Raw genomic sequence first — 14827 nt, 5'->3', positions numbered from 1 at the left:
GGCCTTCGACGGCTTCTCCCGATAGGCCCGAAACGTCACCTTTGGCGTCCCGAACATCCCCAAATCGCCCGAATTATTTCTCTGAGATCACCTCATTGACGAGCCGACTCCCGCATGCCGAGCTGGCAATAGCCTCTTCGTCCGCCACGTAGGTGTGTCTGTCTCCCCATTGCGCCTTGCAAAGGATGTCCCGTCACTCAGTACAGCGTCCAATGAGCAGCCGAACGCTCGGGCGGAAAGTGGATCTGGGCAGTAACGCAGGCCAAGACGCACTCGATCGCGTCCGACGCCTGCCGGGACGAATGCCGGCCGGATCAACGGGTAGCGCTTAACGCGTGCGCCGAACCCTGTCACCGACCCGTACGGCGTGCGGCACGAGGGGCACGAACGCATCGTGGTCGTCTCCCAGATCATCACCAAGCGCGTGGCAGCCGCTATGGCCGCCAGGCACTACGCCGACAAGGGGCCCTCCACCTCCTACGCGCGAGAAGACCGTGACAGTGGCCCGTATTGGCTGGCGGCGCATGACGCCCCGCCAAACGCGAGCGCCGCAACATGACAAGCCCCTCGGACGCCCAGCAGCGGAGGGACGGGGTCGCCTGCGCCGCAGAACCTCGCCGTCCGAGACGAGGCACTCATGCCTGCCGCGCTCATCCATCTGGTATCGGTGAGGCGGCGTCAATTCACCAACCGGTTCACCAGTTCCCCGCCAGCTAGGAGTTGGCGACGACGTCTCACGCCGGTCATCGAGAGCACAACAGTTGACCCTCAATCTGCACTCCCGGGCCCGACACCCGCATCTGAAGAGCGGGACCGCCTTGCAAGGCTCCCGCCCGGGAGTATTGCTTTCACCAGCGTAAACAGCCGCCCAGCGATGGACAGCGAGGAGGTCCTTGCTGAGGAGCTGAGCCAGGCCGAGCAACAATCACATATGACCCGTCAGCAGAGAAACCGGACGCCGTTCGACTCGAGCTCTCCTAAAGCGGGTGCCGCAGGTTCGAATCCTGCCGGGGGCACTCACCTAGATCGGCATTTCCGGCCCCTGACCTGCGGTTTAACAGCCGCAGGTCTTTTGTTTTGTGACCTTGGTAGGTAGCAGACGGTGTCCGCATGCAGCCGTAAGACCATGATCAGGGGACATACACGGGATGATCTTGATAGCGTTTCCGCAGCTCAGGCCCCGATTATCCACCATCCCGGCCTCCGGCAACCGCCACGGCCACCCGGACATTAGACGAACGCCACTGGCGATCGCGCCAAAGAAGCGCGTACCCCACCGCGTCACTCCACGTCCCCCGGGCAACTCTCCGGCCCATGCTCAGGCTGCTGCCACACGAACGCCAGGCCTGTTAGCGCTTGCGGCCACAACGACTGCTGACTTGCAACTGGTCCAGCAGCGCGCGCATTCGCCCCGCGCTGGCCCGGCAGACGAACGTGCGCGCCTCTTGAATCACCACCAGTACCGGCGGGCACGGCCGGCACTGCTTGCCGATGGGCTCATCACGGAGCACCGCGATCACCCGATCGGCCATCGCCTGCAGCAGGAAGACAGGTGGCGATGCATCCAGAGAACCGGACATCAGTACCCATAAGACGACCGGCCAACCTTCTTCAGGCATATCCACTAGCAGCAACGATCTTCGAGCTGCACAATTCCGTACGTGAAGGCATATGTCGGAGTCACCGACGGCGACTGGTATCGATTCATGTCGGCGCGCCCGACCTTGACGGAGGCCAACTTCTGGCGTCCCTCGGGCAGCACGAACTTCCGCGCACTGCGTCCCGGCGAGCCGTTCTTCTTCAAGACCCACCATCCGGGCAGGAACCCGATCAACGGCTTTCCGTACAACCAGGTAGTCGGCGGCGGCATCTTCGAAACCTTCCAGCCGCTTCCCCTGTCCGAGGCATGGGAGACCTTCGGCGAGGCCAACGGCGCCGACCATCAGGAGCAGATGAGGGAGAGGATCAGCAAGTATCGTCGAAGTCCCATAGCAGCAGGTGAGGACCCGATCATCGGCTGCGTCCTGCTCCGAGACACTCGATTCTTCGAGCTTCCAGCGGGCCCACCCCCTGACTTCGCCTCCAACATCGTTCAGGGCAAGGGCTACGACATGGCCGCCCCTCCTTACACCGACTACTTCACCGACCTCATGACCCGCCTGCTCGGCAACGACACCACCGACGTGGCACAACCATGGCGGCTCGAAGGCCCCGTCTTTGGGGACCCCCGCTTGGCCCCCCGGCGTCTTGGCCAGCGAGCCTTCAAAGCTGTGGTCCTCAACGCCTATGCGGGACGCTGCGCCATCACCGGCTCGACGATCCGCCCAGTACTGCAAGCAGCCCACATCCGACCAGTGACACGCGGAGGCGAACACCGGCTGGACAACGGCATCCTGCTGCGTTCGGACGTGCACATCCTGTTCGATCATGGATATCTCGCGATCGGTACGGACTACCGGCTACGAGTGAGCCCGCGCTTACGCGAAGAGTTCGGTGACGGCGACGAGCTCCACCAACATGCAGGAAGTACGGTCACCATGCCTGCCAACGCATCCGACCGACCCAGTCGAGCCTTCCTGGAATGGCATCTGAACGAGGTGTTCCTCGCAACGTAGAGGCTGGTGTGACCCAGGTTGAATGAAGCAGCCACGGCGCGGTGAACTCCTCATGCGCCAGGCCGGGCTGGAAGGCCTCAGCGGGCAGCCGCCCATGTGGCGGCGTGCCAAGCCTGATCAGGTCGCCACCGACCTGGTCGACCGGGCCTTCACCCGGACCGGCCCCAATCAGCTGTGGGTCACCGACATCACCGAACACCCGACCCGCGAGGGCAAGGTGTACTGCTGCGCGGTGCTGGACGCCTACTCCGCCGCATGGTGTGCTGGTCAAATGCTCCGGCCGCGTCGATCAAGCAGCTACAGGCGGAGTTGCGAGGCCGCTGGCGGCAGGCAATGCGGGCGGTGATGGTGCTGTTGTCGCTGCAGGGACTGTCGGCAAGCGGCGCGGCGATTCGAAAAGGCAGGCAGAGCTTCGGATGCAACAAACGAACATCTCTTCGTGTTTTCTGTAAGATCGATGGTCTTAGCGAGGGGACGATATGGACTGGAACGAAAACTCGGTATGGCAGTCCCTGTTCGCGGCCCTAGACGGTCTCCCTACTAACGCCAGCAATGCCGAGAAGCAGCGCCGAGGCAACCGGTTTGAACATGTGCTCTACATGATGTTCGATGCAGCGGATATGGACCCACGCACCCGTTACAGGCCCCAAGGAGAAGAGATCGACGGTTCTTTTCTTTATCGCGGCCGACCAATGCTATTTGAGGCGAAATGGACTAGCGATCCAGTTCCCGCATCATCGCTTTATCAATTCCGTGGCAAAGTTGACGGGAAGCTAACAGGAACAATCGGATTATTTATCAGCATGGCTGGCTACTCCGACGATGCAGTGGATGCCCTCGTGGCCGGAAAGACGCTAAATCTGATCTTGTTCGATGGATTCGACATGCGCAAAATAGCCCAACCTAACGGGATCAGAATCAATCAGGCAATCGACATTAAGCTTCGAGCTGCCGCAGAAGAAGGCACACCCTACATACCTCTGCCGGATATCATCTCAGCCCCGATCACGACTTCACAGAGAAAAGTCACTGTAATCGTAGAGGGCAAGGTCGATGCTCATATCATCAGCACACTCGCACGCCTACGTTACCCCGAAAAAGCAGTCTCCGTCATCCCTGCGATGGGTCGACTCAACCTTCCACTCGTAGCACGAGTACAGCTGAACCAGCCATCTGATCTCAAAGAACTCATCATCGTCGCTGACGGCGACGGCCTGCCCGAAGAGGCCAGGCGCAACCTTGAACGAGTCGTTTCCGACGCTGACGCTTCTCAAGAGTTGCAAATCACGCTGGTCGTCGTCAATCCAGATCTTGGGGCTGCACTCGGACTGAGACAACCAGAAGAACATCTACGTGTCGATCGACAGAGATTCGAGGAGGATCTCCTAGAACTGAATCTACGACGGCTCGCTGCATCCAACCCAGAGCTTAAGCGGCTGTTTTCTGCGATGAAAATATTGGAAGAATGAACATCAACCTCCAGCACCCTCCGCGACGGCCGATCAAGAACCCTAGACCGCGACCGACCGACCATTGGCCTCGCTGCCAAGAATCCGGATGACTTGTCGCTCCTGCAACATTGCTACGCTTGACGGGACCCTAACGTTATTCATCACTCACCGTAACAGTGAATTCCGCACCCAATGCCGCGATTCCTCCTCCAACCGTGTTGAGCAAGGTTTCGAGGAGCGCCAGCCGACGGCTCGGCTTCTGAATGGCCGTCCGCGTGACGTGCGGTTGCACTATGACGACACGGCATCGGTCGCGCTGATGTCTGCTGCCGAGCGCTACGAGCATCTCGCGGCGGTCGGCGACACGCGTGCCGTACTCCCATGTAGCAGGATTCGCGATAGGCGGCGATTCAAGTCGACGGAGAAGTCGATCTCCGTCCAGGTAGGCGAGGTTCTTCGCTGCCTGACCTGCGACGACTTCGTAGGCCGCGACTGCTATTTCCCGTCTCTTGGCCCTGCTCTTGGCGGATTTGACGTGGATGAGGCTGAGAGCCCCCTCTTCGTCGACGTGAATAAAATCCGCGATCTCGCCCGGTCCGTCGTCGCAGGTTAGCCATCCGGATGCATATTTTCGAGAAACCCAGCTGAACAGCGAATCATCACCCGGCTCACCGGTCCTGGCGTGGATGCGCGCGGGCGAATCCGCCGGCTTCTCCCGCGTGATGTCGTAGCCAGTGAAGTCATCAAACTGCCATCCGCGAAAAGGTGCATTTCGTGTCTCAGGCTTATACACGCAACGGCCATCGATGACATGGCCAGAATCGAAGTAGATCCGTATCAGCCCTTGCGAGTCGCGCAAGGCGTCAAGAATCTGACGCGTTTCGGGCAGACTGGTCGGGGCTCGCGATGGGTCGAAGCCGAATTCTATTGAGATGCCTCCATTCCTGGCATGGCCTACTGCAGCTTGTATGCTTCCGCACAACACACCGTCGAGGCCTACATCCATGGAGAAGCCAGCTGAATCCGATCGGCCCTGAACATGGAATGTTGTTCTCTCCAGAAGCGCTGCCGCTTCGACCGTGGCCTCGTCACGTTGCCCCTCAACGAGCTCGCCTGGCGTTACGGTGGAGAGGTCATAGGCTCCCCGGACACCAGAAAGGCTATGAACCTCCGTAGCCAATATCGGGAAGGGCGGTCGCGCGGTCGCGCTCGTTCCTGAGACCTCATCCAGCCGCCGTAGTACATCCCCTGCCATAGCGATGAAGTCCTCAAAGTCGCGCGAAGCTCTGGACCAGATAAGCCCATCCTTCGGCGTGACGCCGATATTTCCCGTCCGTGGGCCGCCAGGCGCTCCCCACGAAGGAGCCGTACGTGCCGAAGAATATATGAACGAGCTGTCCTCCAACGGACTCAGCGCATCCTGCAGGCGTTGACCATTGAGGGCCTTGGCATCCGGCCGGGTTGTGCGGCGGGCATGTGTGCCACGCAACCAGAGAGCACGCGTCTCTCCTTCGCAGAAGGCGCGTTGCAGTACTTCGGGGGCGATGATGATGAGAGGTGTTGTACCATTTTTTCGGAGCCAGCGCCTGATGTATCGCTTGTGTGTGTCGTCACAGTGGACCACCAAGAGGTCTTTATATCTCAAGGTCAGGACCAGCGCGTGCTCCAAGTCCACGAGCGATGGAGCCGCAGTGGTGGCCCATGAAGGACTGAACTCCCTGCGATAGATGAACCCGTTGACGAGCAGCCCCGCCGCACCAGCCGATTTCTCAATACCGTCAGCCAATACAGCGGTTGCGGTTTCCGTCTGATCAGCAAGTGATTTCTTAAGCACATCAAGCAGTACTTGTGTCGCATGCTCGGGGTCATGCCGAACGCACCGAAGTGCGATGACCGAGAAATAGGGCCTCAACCAACGGCACCGGATGATTCCCAGATCTGCCACATCAGGGAACATCGACCAACGCTGGGCCCTCTAATCCGCGACCCATGCGATGGTAGCCGAAACGTAATATGCGAGTGCCGCCATATCATCATTTACCCGACTTCAGCGGACTGGCACTCGCTCGGCACATCTCTCACCTTTCCTCACATATCACCCCCGACCGGACTTCGAATGGATTTTCGATTCAAACCGTCGACCGGAAACTGTCAGTGGCCATGTTTACCTTGAAGTGGAAGTACTTTTTCCTTGGCCAACGGCTCTGAGTCGCTGGCCAACCGTCAAGAACCTAGGCGGACGAAGCATGGAACAGGATGATGCTGTCGACTCCCCGTCCGATGCGCAGGCGCGGCTAGAGCTGTACAGCTACGCCACCGCTGACAAGCACGCCCACGAGTACATCGCGCTGATGCGACTCTTCACCGACACCCTCCTGACTGACCTGTCGGCAGCGGAAGCGGCCACGCTTCTGGCGGAAGCCGGAATCGCGCTCTCGGTGGACGACGTAGAGGCGCGCTGCCGTCAGCTGAAGCATTGGGGAAACCTGGTCCCGTCCACACGCGACGCACGCGTGGCGACGGTCGCCGAATGGCTACGCTCCCGTTCTCGCTATCAGGTATCGAAACTCGGCGGTCGTGTGCACCGCCAGATCGAGGACGTGCTGTCTGCCACTGACGGCGCGAGGGAAGTGGCCCGGGAACTGCTCGGCGGTACCGTCGAAATCCTCGACCGCATCCTGCTACGGCTCTCCCGGGACCGGCACCCGGACGCAGAGGCTTTGGCCACCGACGTGACCACCGTCTTCAACAACCAGAGACTGTTCACGGAGAGCGTGCGAGATTTCTACGCCTACCTGCACCAGGTCCTGTCCCGATATGACCTGGCGGGCACCGAGTATGCGGCGTTCAAAACCCTTCTCCTCGAATACGTCGACCTCATCTCGGCCGATGTCGCCCGGCACGCGCCCGCGGTAGCCGTCCGGCTGGAGAAGGTCGTCGCCGACCTCGATCGGCTGCTCATGGCGCTCGCCACCCTCCCCCGGCTCACCGGCCCTGACGGCAGCCCCGCGGAGCGGTCACCGGGGCGAACGGCGGCTGAATGGAACGAGCTGGTCATGTGGTATGGCGGCGGAGACGGGCGATCAGGCCCCGCTCAGCTACGTGCGGCGGCCGAGCAGGCGCTCGGTCAGCTCTTGGCGAACGCCAAGCGCATGCTTGCCGCCTCGGGCACCGGAGTGTCCCGCCGCGCCGACTTCCTGCGGCTCGCGGCGTGGTTCGCCGAGGCCGACACCGAGGAGGCGCATCGCATTTTCGCAGCCGCGTTCGGCGCCTACCCCTCACGGCACCTTCTGATGGGACCCGACGAGACCGGAGCACGGGCCACGCCCGTCACCTCGTGGTGGGAGGCCGATCCGGTGGAGGTTCCGATCTCGCTGCGCATGCGCGGAGACAGGGCCGCGCGGGGTCGTACGGCACGCGTTCCGGATCCGGGTCTCGACCGGGAGCGGCTGCTGACCGAAGCGTGTGAGGAGGCCGAGCGTAAGGCTGGAGCGGCGGCGGAGTTGCTCGCCGTGGGCGATTTCAGCGACGCCGCCATCTCCCGCGCGGCCCGCGATCTGCTGCTGGAACGGCTCTCAGCCCTGCTCGCCCTGGCGCAGGAGCTGACCACGCCGGTCGCCTCCCGGGACACCGACCTAGGCCTGATGCTGGTCGCCACGCCGCTTCCGGGAGGCGAGACCAGGGTCCATTCCGACGACGGCCGGCTCACCGTTCACAACCTGGCGCTGAGCGTCCTGCCTCTTTCGAGATCCGGCGACCCCGCCGACGTCACCCAGACAGGAACCGACGGATGACCACCGCAGCTCACGACGCCGACGAACGCCGCATGGCCGCCCGCGCGCTACTCGCCAACCCCATGCTCACCGCGTACCGCCATACTGAGGAGTTCGCGCTCGTACGCAGGCACGCCTCCGCGCTCAAGCCGGCCTTCGGGCGGTTGCTCGGCTACGCGCTGGTCGTCGAGTCCGGTTTCGCCCGGCTGATCAAGGCTCCTTTGCCGGCGCAGGCCCCGGTCCGTCCCGCTCGCCGCTCTTCCGGCAGCGAGTTCACACCGCGTACCTACACCTATCTAGCGCTGGTCTGCGCCGGGCTTCTGGCGCGCGATGTGGGTGAGCAGGTTCTGCTGTCACAGCTCGTCGAACAGATCCGGGCGGACGCGGTCACCGCGGGAATCACGATCGACGACACGCTTGCCGAACGGCGCGACCTTGTCGCCGCCATCGATCTCCTGCTGGCCTGGGGCGTCCTTACCGAGACGGACGGAACCGTGACGGCATGGGGTGAACGTCGCGAGGAGGCGCTGCTGACCGTCACCCGGGGGCTGCTGCCCCATCTTGTCTTCCGCCCCCTGCATCCGCTGGACCGTCCCGACCTGCTGTGGGTAGCGGATCCGAACGAGCCCGAACAACCGCGCCGCACGCTGCGCCGCAAACTCGTGGAAAACCCCCTGGTACATCGCGGCGACCTCAGCGACGCCGAGCGCGACGTGCTGCGCCGGGAGCGCACCGAGCTCACCCGTGTCCTCGAGGAGAGCTTCGGCCTGACCCTCGAAGTACGCGCGGAGGGAGCGCTCGCCTACGACGCCGACGCGCAGCTCACCGATGTCGTCTTTCCCGGCACCGGTACCGTACGCCAAGCCGCGCTGCTTCTCATCGACGCCCTGATCGGGGCCCTGCAGCCGAGCCCCGGCACAGAGGTGACACTCGACGGCCGGACCCTGCCTGGCGTGCTCGCCCCCTGGCACGTCGTGGACGACGAACTCGGCAAGCTTGCGCAAGCCCACGTCGGCGTCTGGCGGACGGACGTCCTCGACCATCCGCTCCAGCTCCGGGACGAGGCGGCCGACCTGCTGAACGCCGTAGGCCTATGCACGGTCACGGCAGAGGGCCTGGTGGTGCATCCCGCCGCCGCCCGCTACCGGCCGACGGTCCGCCTCGCGCCCCCGGCCACCCGCGCCAAACGGCGGCTCGACGACGCGCAGCAGTTCCAGACCCCCTTGTTCACGGACGGCACCGATGAAAGCGGAGAACCCACATGACCCTGCTATCCAGTGCTCAGGAAGGGCTCGCCGCCGTAGCGCAAACGCCCCAGCACCATCCGCTCCGGTGGCGACTGCACCGCGCGGGCATGGTCAACGTCTGGTACTACTACGACACCGAGTTCGCCTTCTCCGGCGGACGGTTGGTGCTGCGCGGCACCAACGGCTCGGGGAAGTCCCGGGCGCTGGAGATGCTGCTGCCCTTTCTCCTCGACGCCGACCGCCGCAAAATGGACGCCACAGGGTCGGGCCGGGTCCGTCTGGAAGACCTCATGCGAGCCGGAGGTGAGGAGCAGCCGAACAGGCTGGGCTACCTCTGGCTGGAGCTCATCCAGCACGGGGACGACGTGAAGAGCCCGGACAACGCCGTCCGGCCCAAGTTCCTGACCCTAGGCGCGATGGTGCGTTTCGCCAAATCCACCGGCGAGGCGAAGGCCTGGTACTTCACCACACCCCAGCGTGTGGGCCAAGACCTCGTTTTGCTCGGGGAGGATCGAACACCCCTGTCGCGCGAAAGGCTGGCCGAAGCGATCGGCGCGGACCGCATCACCGACTCACCCGAAACCCACCGCGAACGCGTACGCGCCGCGGTCTTCGGACTGACGGGCGACTCGGGCAGAGAACGTTTCGCCGGCCTCCTTCAACTGCTGCGCACGCTCAGGTCCCCCGACGTCGGCAACCGGATCGAGGAGGGCAGGCTCCCACAGATCCTCTCCGACGCGCTGCCGCCACCGAGCGAAGCCGCCCTCTCCCAGGCAGGCGAGCAGCTCGATGGCCTGTTGGAGACACGCACCGCGCAACAGCGGCTGGAGACGGCGCACAAAGTGGTCTCCGGATTCCTCGGCACCTACCGGCGCTACGCCGTGGGCGTCCTGGCCGAGACGGCCGAGGCCGCCCGAGCCGCCGCCGTCACCGCTGAAGACGCCGTACGACAGGCCGGTGAGCTCAGCGAGAGACACCTGCGGCTGGCCGACGAGCACGCCAGGACCGACGCCCAGGTGGCGGAGCTGACGATCAGCGAACAGGAGCTGCGCAGGTCGGTTGACGGCATTCGCGGCTCCAAGGCGTACAGCGCCGTGCGAGAGCTGCACGACCGCGAGGTCACGGTCCGCGCCCTGGAGAATGCGGCGCTCTCCGCACTTGACACGGCGAACGCCGCCAGGGACGGCGAAACCGGCAGAGTACGTGCAGCCGACGAGCGCGCCGAAGAGGTGACGGACACCATCCGGGAGGTTACCTCCGCCGTGACGGAGGCTCATGACCTGCTGGCACAGGCCGCCGTGCATGCGACCCTGCCGCAGGTCAGCTGCGTACGTGAGGACGGTGATGTGGGCGGCGCGGAGGTGGTCCGGCGGTCGTTGCACGCCGAGCCCGAACCACTCATCCGCCCGGCGCCGGCCCGCCTCGACGTGATGCCCCCGGACCTGTCTGATGCGATCCACCGGGTGGTCCGCGCCGAGCACGCCGCGAAGCAGCGCGATGTGCACGCGATCACCCGCCGCGAACAGGCGCTTCGGCTCGACCAGCAGGCGCGCGAGGTGGAGGCAGCCGACAAACGAGCATCGCGGGAGGAGCAGCGGCTGGCGGATGCGACGCGGGAGGCCGAGGAGGAAGAGAAGGCTCTTGACGAGGCTGCCCTCGTCCTGGCCCAAGACTGGTCGGCCTGGATCGCCCACGAGACGACGCAGAGGTTGCTGGGGGAGGTCGACTGGCGCTCCACCGCCCTGCGGCCGGTGCTCGACGACGCCGGCGCGCTGGCAGGCGACGACATGGCCGGGCTGCTCACCGAGCTCGACCATGTCGCCTCGCAAGCCGCCACAACGGTGCGGGACCGGCTGTCGCTCACCCTCGCCGGCCTGACCAGCCAACAGGAGTCGGACGATGAACAGCGCGGGCATCTGGAGACGGAGCAGGACGAGCTTCTCGCCGCGCACGATCCCGATCCCCCGCGGGGGCACTGGACGCGCCCCGCGTCCGGCGACGAGGTGCCCTTGTGGCGGGTCATTGACTTCGGCCCCGATCTCGACGAGCGGCAACGCGCCGGCCTGGAGGGAGCCCTGCTGGCCTCGGGCCTGCTGACCGCGACGATCGACGCGACCGGCGGCCTCGTCGCGCCGGACGGCCACCTGCTGGTGCACCCCATCGGTCCGGTGGCCGCACACTCGCTGAACGAGGCAATCGTCGTCGAAGCCGGCTCGCCTCTGCCGGCGGAGGTGGTCCGGGATGTGCTCGCGCGGATCTCGTGGGGCGATCAGAGCCATCCAACCTGGGTGAACCACGACGGTGCCTGGGGAAATGGCCCGTTGACCGGCCATCACCGCACGACGGCGGCCCGGCACATCGGTGCCGCCGCCCGAGCCGCCGCCCGAGCGGCGCGGCTCGCCGAGATCGACGCGGCGCTCGCCGTTCTGGCCGAGGCGGCCACGACTCGTGCCGCCCGGCGGCAGGCTCTGCTCGACGAGCGCCGAACGCTTGACACGCACGTCCGGTCAGCCCCGCGCAGCCAGCCGGTGCAGACCGCACGTGTCGTGCTGACGGGCGCGGTCAAGCGGGTGGAGAAGGCCGAAGCAGAGTTCCGCAAGGCCCGAGGAGAGGCCGTCGAGCTGCGCCGCGAATGGACGGCAGCGCTCACTGCCCACCGTGAGGCGTGCGCGGCCTTCGGCCTGCCCACCACCGTCGACGAACTCGATACCGTACGCGACCGGCTTCGAAAGGCCGGACGGCGATGTGAGAGCACACGCCAGTTCATCGCTGAGCTACGACACCGTGTGGACCTCCACAACAAAGCCGTGGCGGAGGCTCATGCGGCGCGCGAACAACGGCACGACGCCGAGGTCACGGCCGAGCGGCAGTGGGCCACCTGGCACGGGGAGGCCTCCGAACTGGCCGCGCTGAAGGCCAATGTCGGGGCGGCGGCCGAAAGGGTGCGCGCAGAGCTGAAGGCCGCCGAGTCCTCACTCGAAGCGTGCAGCAGGCAGTTGACCGATCTCCGTGGCCGCATCGCCAAGCTGGCCGAGGAGAAGGGCACCGCCGAGGCCGAGGCGCGTACGGCACGCGACCGTGCCGCCCACGAACGACGGTCGCTCACTGACGCGGTGCACCGGCTCGCTCACCGGCTGGCTCTGCCCGGCGTGGCGGACGCGGCAACCGGACAGCCACGGCCGCAGGCGCCCCAGGCCGACGCCGACCCCGCCACTGTCAGGACCGCCCTGCAAGGTCTGCTGGCGGCGCTCGACCGACGTGGCGCGGCCGTCGACGAGAACGCGCTGATCCGGGCGCAGCAAACCGTGGAACGAGAGCTCTCCGGGGGCTTCGACGTCATCCCGACCGTGGAGGGCGGCGTCCGGCTGATCGCGATCGTCGACGGCACCGGTCAGCGCTCGCTGCCGGAGGCCGCCGCCGAGCTGAGCCGTCAGTGCGAAGAGGGACGGCAGGCGCTGAGCGAGCGCGAGAGGCGGGTCTTCACCGAGTTCGTCCTCGGGGGCGTCGCCGAAGAGCTCCGGCAACGACTCTTGCAGGCCGGGGCCTTGATCAAGGCGATGAACACGAGCCTGAGCGGCATCAGCACCAGCCACGGGATCGGGGTGCGGCTGCGCTGGAACCTCGCCGACCACGTCGGCCCTGCCGTCGCGAGGATCCGCACGCTCGTGTCCACCGCGGACGACGTCCGTTCCCCCGAGCAGACCAGAGAGCTGACCGACCTGCTCAACGCGCAGGTCAACGAGGAGTTCGCGACGGACCCCACTGCTGGGTACGCGACGCATTTGAGGTCCGCACTGGACTACCGAGCGTGGCACGAGGTGGAAGTCATCATCACCGGGCCCGAGCCAGGGCGCGAGCGGAAGATCAGCCGGCGGGCCAAGCTGAGCCAAGGAGAGACGCGGTTCGTGTCGTATGTGACGCTGTTCGCCGCCGCCGACGCTTACCTGTCCGGTCTGCCGGACACGGCGAGGGCGCTGCGCCTCATCCTGCTCGACGACGCCTTCGCCAAGGTCGACGATCCCACGATCGGCGAATTGCTGGGGCTGCTCGTCCGGCTCGACCTGGACTTCGCCATGACAGGCCATGCTCTCTGGGGCTTCTTCGCCCAGGTGCCGGCGTTGGATTGCTACGAGATCAGGCGCGGGGAAGGCACGGCCGCGGTCACCACCCACATCCATTGGGACGGTCGCAACCGGCACCTGCGAGCGGCCCGATGAGCCCGTCCGCCCCTCACCCGCTTCCTGAGCGCACTCGCCACTACCTCGCCGATGCCTGCCTGACTCCTCTGTGGGCGGCCGCACGGAGAAAGCTGGAAAGGGGCAGGCTGGCCGTCACCGGGACGGTCACCGTGACGCTGGACGAGGATGGCGCCGGCAAGCTCGCGGGCCTGCTCGGCAAGCCGGTCACCGCGGGCCGGGCGCGCGTCTCCCTCACCACGCTCGACCAGGCACTACGGAAATCGGCCGCAGCGGCTGGCCTGGTCACGGTCGTGGAGCAGCTCACAGGCGGCGAACTCGTCGATCGCGCAGCGGCCCGGGAAAAGACCCGCGCCTCGTGGGCCGGCATCTGGCAACAGCTCGATGAGGCCCTCGCGGCGGCCGGTCTTGCCGGCACGAACTGGACCCCGGTCTTCGTCGAGGGTGTACGTCGCTCGGGGATGTTGACCAGAGCCGGCGTCGATGCCGCTACCACGGTAGTTCCTCAGTTCGCGGCCGTACTCCGGGAATGCGCGGCGGCCGGCGCCTTCGAAGCCACCGTCGTTCCCCACGCTGGCTGGGAACTCGCTGAACTGGCCGGGCGGTGTCTTGGTGACGCGCACGGCCTGGACGACGGCAAACTCACCGCTTCGCTTCTGCTCCGTGCGGCCGCGGCGGCGTTCGGCATCGTCACACCCGAGACAGCCGAGGAGCGACGTAACCTGTGGGCCCGGTTAGGAGTAACCCCGGATCTGGTGTCCGGCACTGCCCTCGTCCTCAACCTCAGTCCGCCCGGGCCCGGCCCTTGGCCGGAAATGATGCGCGCCCGTACCGACATGGGCCTGATGACGCACCTGACTCTGCACGAACTGCGCGGAGCGGCGACCGGCGTACGACTGGCCACACCCGGAACTCAGGTGTTCGCCTGCGAGAATCCGCAAGTTCTGCAAGCGGCGGCGAGAGCGGGGGTATCCGTCCCCATGCTGTGCCTCGCAGGCAACCCGTCCCTTGCGGGATGGCAGACCTTGCGGCGGCTCGTGGATGACGGCGCCCGGGTTCTTTATCACGGCGATTTCGACTGGCCGGGAGTGGCAATCGCGACACGCCTGTTCGCGGTCGGCGCGGAGCCGTGGCGTATGGGAATTGGCGACTACCTGGCGGCCGTAGCGACCCTGCCGCCGGACTCGGTTCTTACCCTTACTGGTACTCCAGTCCCGACCCCATGGGAACCGAACCTCACGGAAGCCATGCGCCGACAAAACCTCGCCATCCACGAGGAGACGCTCATGCCGATCCTGCTCACCGATCTGAGCGCCAACGAGACAGCGTGGAGCCTTCCATGAATTGCAGAAGCAGTGGCGCCAGGGGATACGAACCCTCAAGAAGACCCACATCTGAAGAGCGGTAACGCTTCGTAGGGTTTTCGCCGCAGATAACGTCTTGACTAGCACAAATGCCCGCCAAGCGACGGACGATGGGAGGTCCTTGTCGAGGAGCCGGTGAACACTCGGACACAACCGCATATCGCCCATCGGTGGACATGTT

Annotated in this window: 8 protein-coding genes and 2 pseudogenes; 8 read left to right on the top strand and 2 right to left on the bottom strand. The window is 65.3% G+C overall.

The features are described from left to right. Positions 1-1349: 1349 nt before the first annotated feature. On the bottom strand, positions 1350-1580 hold the full coding sequence (locus AB0J69_RS31370) for a hypothetical protein (protein WP_364124386.1): 231 nt from the start codon (positions 1578-1580) through the stop codon (positions 1350-1352). Positions 1581-1661: 81 nt separating this feature from the next. Between AB0J69_RS31370 and AB0J69_RS31365 the strand changes: the two genes are divergently transcribed. From AB0J69_RS31365 to AB0J69_RS31350, 4 genes and pseudogenes are all read left to right on the top strand, one after another. Continuing rightward, on the top strand, positions 1662-2615 hold the full coding sequence (locus AB0J69_RS31365) for an HNH endonuclease (protein WP_364124383.1): 954 nt from the start codon (positions 1662-1664) through the stop codon (positions 2613-2615). 130 nt (positions 2616-2745) lie between these two features. Further along, positions 2746-2865: pseudogene (locus AB0J69_RS31360) on the top strand (IS3 family transposase); the annotation flags it as partial. Positions 2866-2870: 5 nt separating this feature from the next. Next, positions 2871-2996 (top strand): annotated as a pseudogene (locus AB0J69_RS31355) (IS630 family transposase); the annotation flags it as partial. Positions 2997-3094: 98 nt separating this feature from the next. After that, positions 3095-4084, top strand: coding sequence for a restriction endonuclease (locus tag AB0J69_RS31350; RefSeq protein WP_364124380.1), 990 nt, complete (start codon positions 3095-3097; stop codon positions 4082-4084). A 136-nt stretch (positions 4085-4220) separates the two neighbouring features. Here the strand turns inward: AB0J69_RS31350 and AB0J69_RS31345 are convergent, their stop codons facing one another. Next, complete coding sequence (locus AB0J69_RS31345; protein WP_364124377.1) at positions 4221-6023, bottom strand: hypothetical protein; 1803 nt, start codon at positions 6021-6023, stop codon at positions 4221-4223. A gap of 289 nt (positions 6024-6312) precedes the next feature. Here AB0J69_RS31345 and AB0J69_RS31340 point away from each other — a divergent pair, with 289 nt between their 5' ends. Genes AB0J69_RS31340 through AB0J69_RS31325 form a run of 4 tightly spaced genes read left to right on the top strand, consistent with a single transcriptional unit; the run spans position 6313 to position 14625 of the window. Further along, positions 6313-7860, top strand: a complete 1548-nt coding sequence (locus AB0J69_RS31340; RefSeq protein ID WP_364124375.1) for a DUF2397 domain-containing protein — start codon at positions 6313-6315, stop codon at positions 7858-7860. Positions 7861-7892: 32 nt separating this feature from the next. Continuing rightward, positions 7893-9104 (top strand): TIGR02678 family protein, encoded by a 1212-nt coding sequence (locus AB0J69_RS31335; RefSeq protein ID WP_364124372.1) that lies wholly within the window; start codon positions 7893-7895, stop codon positions 9102-9104. Further along, a complete protein-coding gene (locus tag AB0J69_RS31330) occupies positions 9101-13303 on the top strand; it encodes a TIGR02680 family protein (RefSeq protein WP_364124369.1) in 4203 nt (1400 codons plus the stop codon). The genes AB0J69_RS31335 and AB0J69_RS31330 overlap by 4 nt, the downstream gene beginning before the upstream one ends. Further along, positions 13300-14625, top strand: a complete 1326-nt coding sequence (locus AB0J69_RS31325) for a TIGR02679 family protein (protein ID WP_364124366.1) — start codon at positions 13300-13302, stop codon at positions 14623-14625. The genes AB0J69_RS31330 and AB0J69_RS31325 overlap by 4 nt, the downstream gene beginning before the upstream one ends. Positions 14626-14827: the final 202 nt, after the last annotated feature.

This window comes from Nonomuraea sp. NPDC049709, from assembly GCF_040674815.1.
Lineage (GTDB): Bacteria > Actinomycetota > Actinomycetes > Streptosporangiales > Streptosporangiaceae > Nonomuraea.
Note: the sequence above shows the minus strand (reverse complement) of the source record. Positions and strands in the feature narration are given on the sequence as shown.

Coding starts and splice junctions, on each gene's coding strand:
- AB0J69_RS31370 (WP_364124386.1), bottom strand. CDS start 1,580: ATGTCCGGTTCTCTGGATGCATCGCCACCTGTCTTCCTGCTGCAGGCG.
- AB0J69_RS31350 (WP_364124380.1), top strand. CDS start 3,095: ATGGACTGGAACGAAAACTCGGTATGGCAGTCCCTGTTCGCGGCCCTA.
- AB0J69_RS31345 (WP_364124377.1), bottom strand. CDS start 6,023: ATGTTCCCTGATGTGGCAGATCTGGGAATCATCCGGTGCCGTTGGTTG.
- AB0J69_RS31340 (WP_364124375.1), top strand. CDS start 6,313: ATGGAACAGGATGATGCTGTCGACTCCCCGTCCGATGCGCAGGCGCGG.
- AB0J69_RS31335 (WP_364124372.1), top strand. CDS start 7,893: ATGGCCGCCCGCGCGCTACTCGCCAACCCCATGCTCACCGCGTACCGC.
- AB0J69_RS31330 (WP_364124369.1), top strand. CDS start 9,101: ATGACCCTGCTATCCAGTGCTCAGGAAGGGCTCGCCGCCGTAGCGCAA.
- AB0J69_RS31325 (WP_364124366.1), top strand. CDS start 13,300: ATGAGCCCGTCCGCCCCTCACCCGCTTCCTGAGCGCACTCGCCACTAC.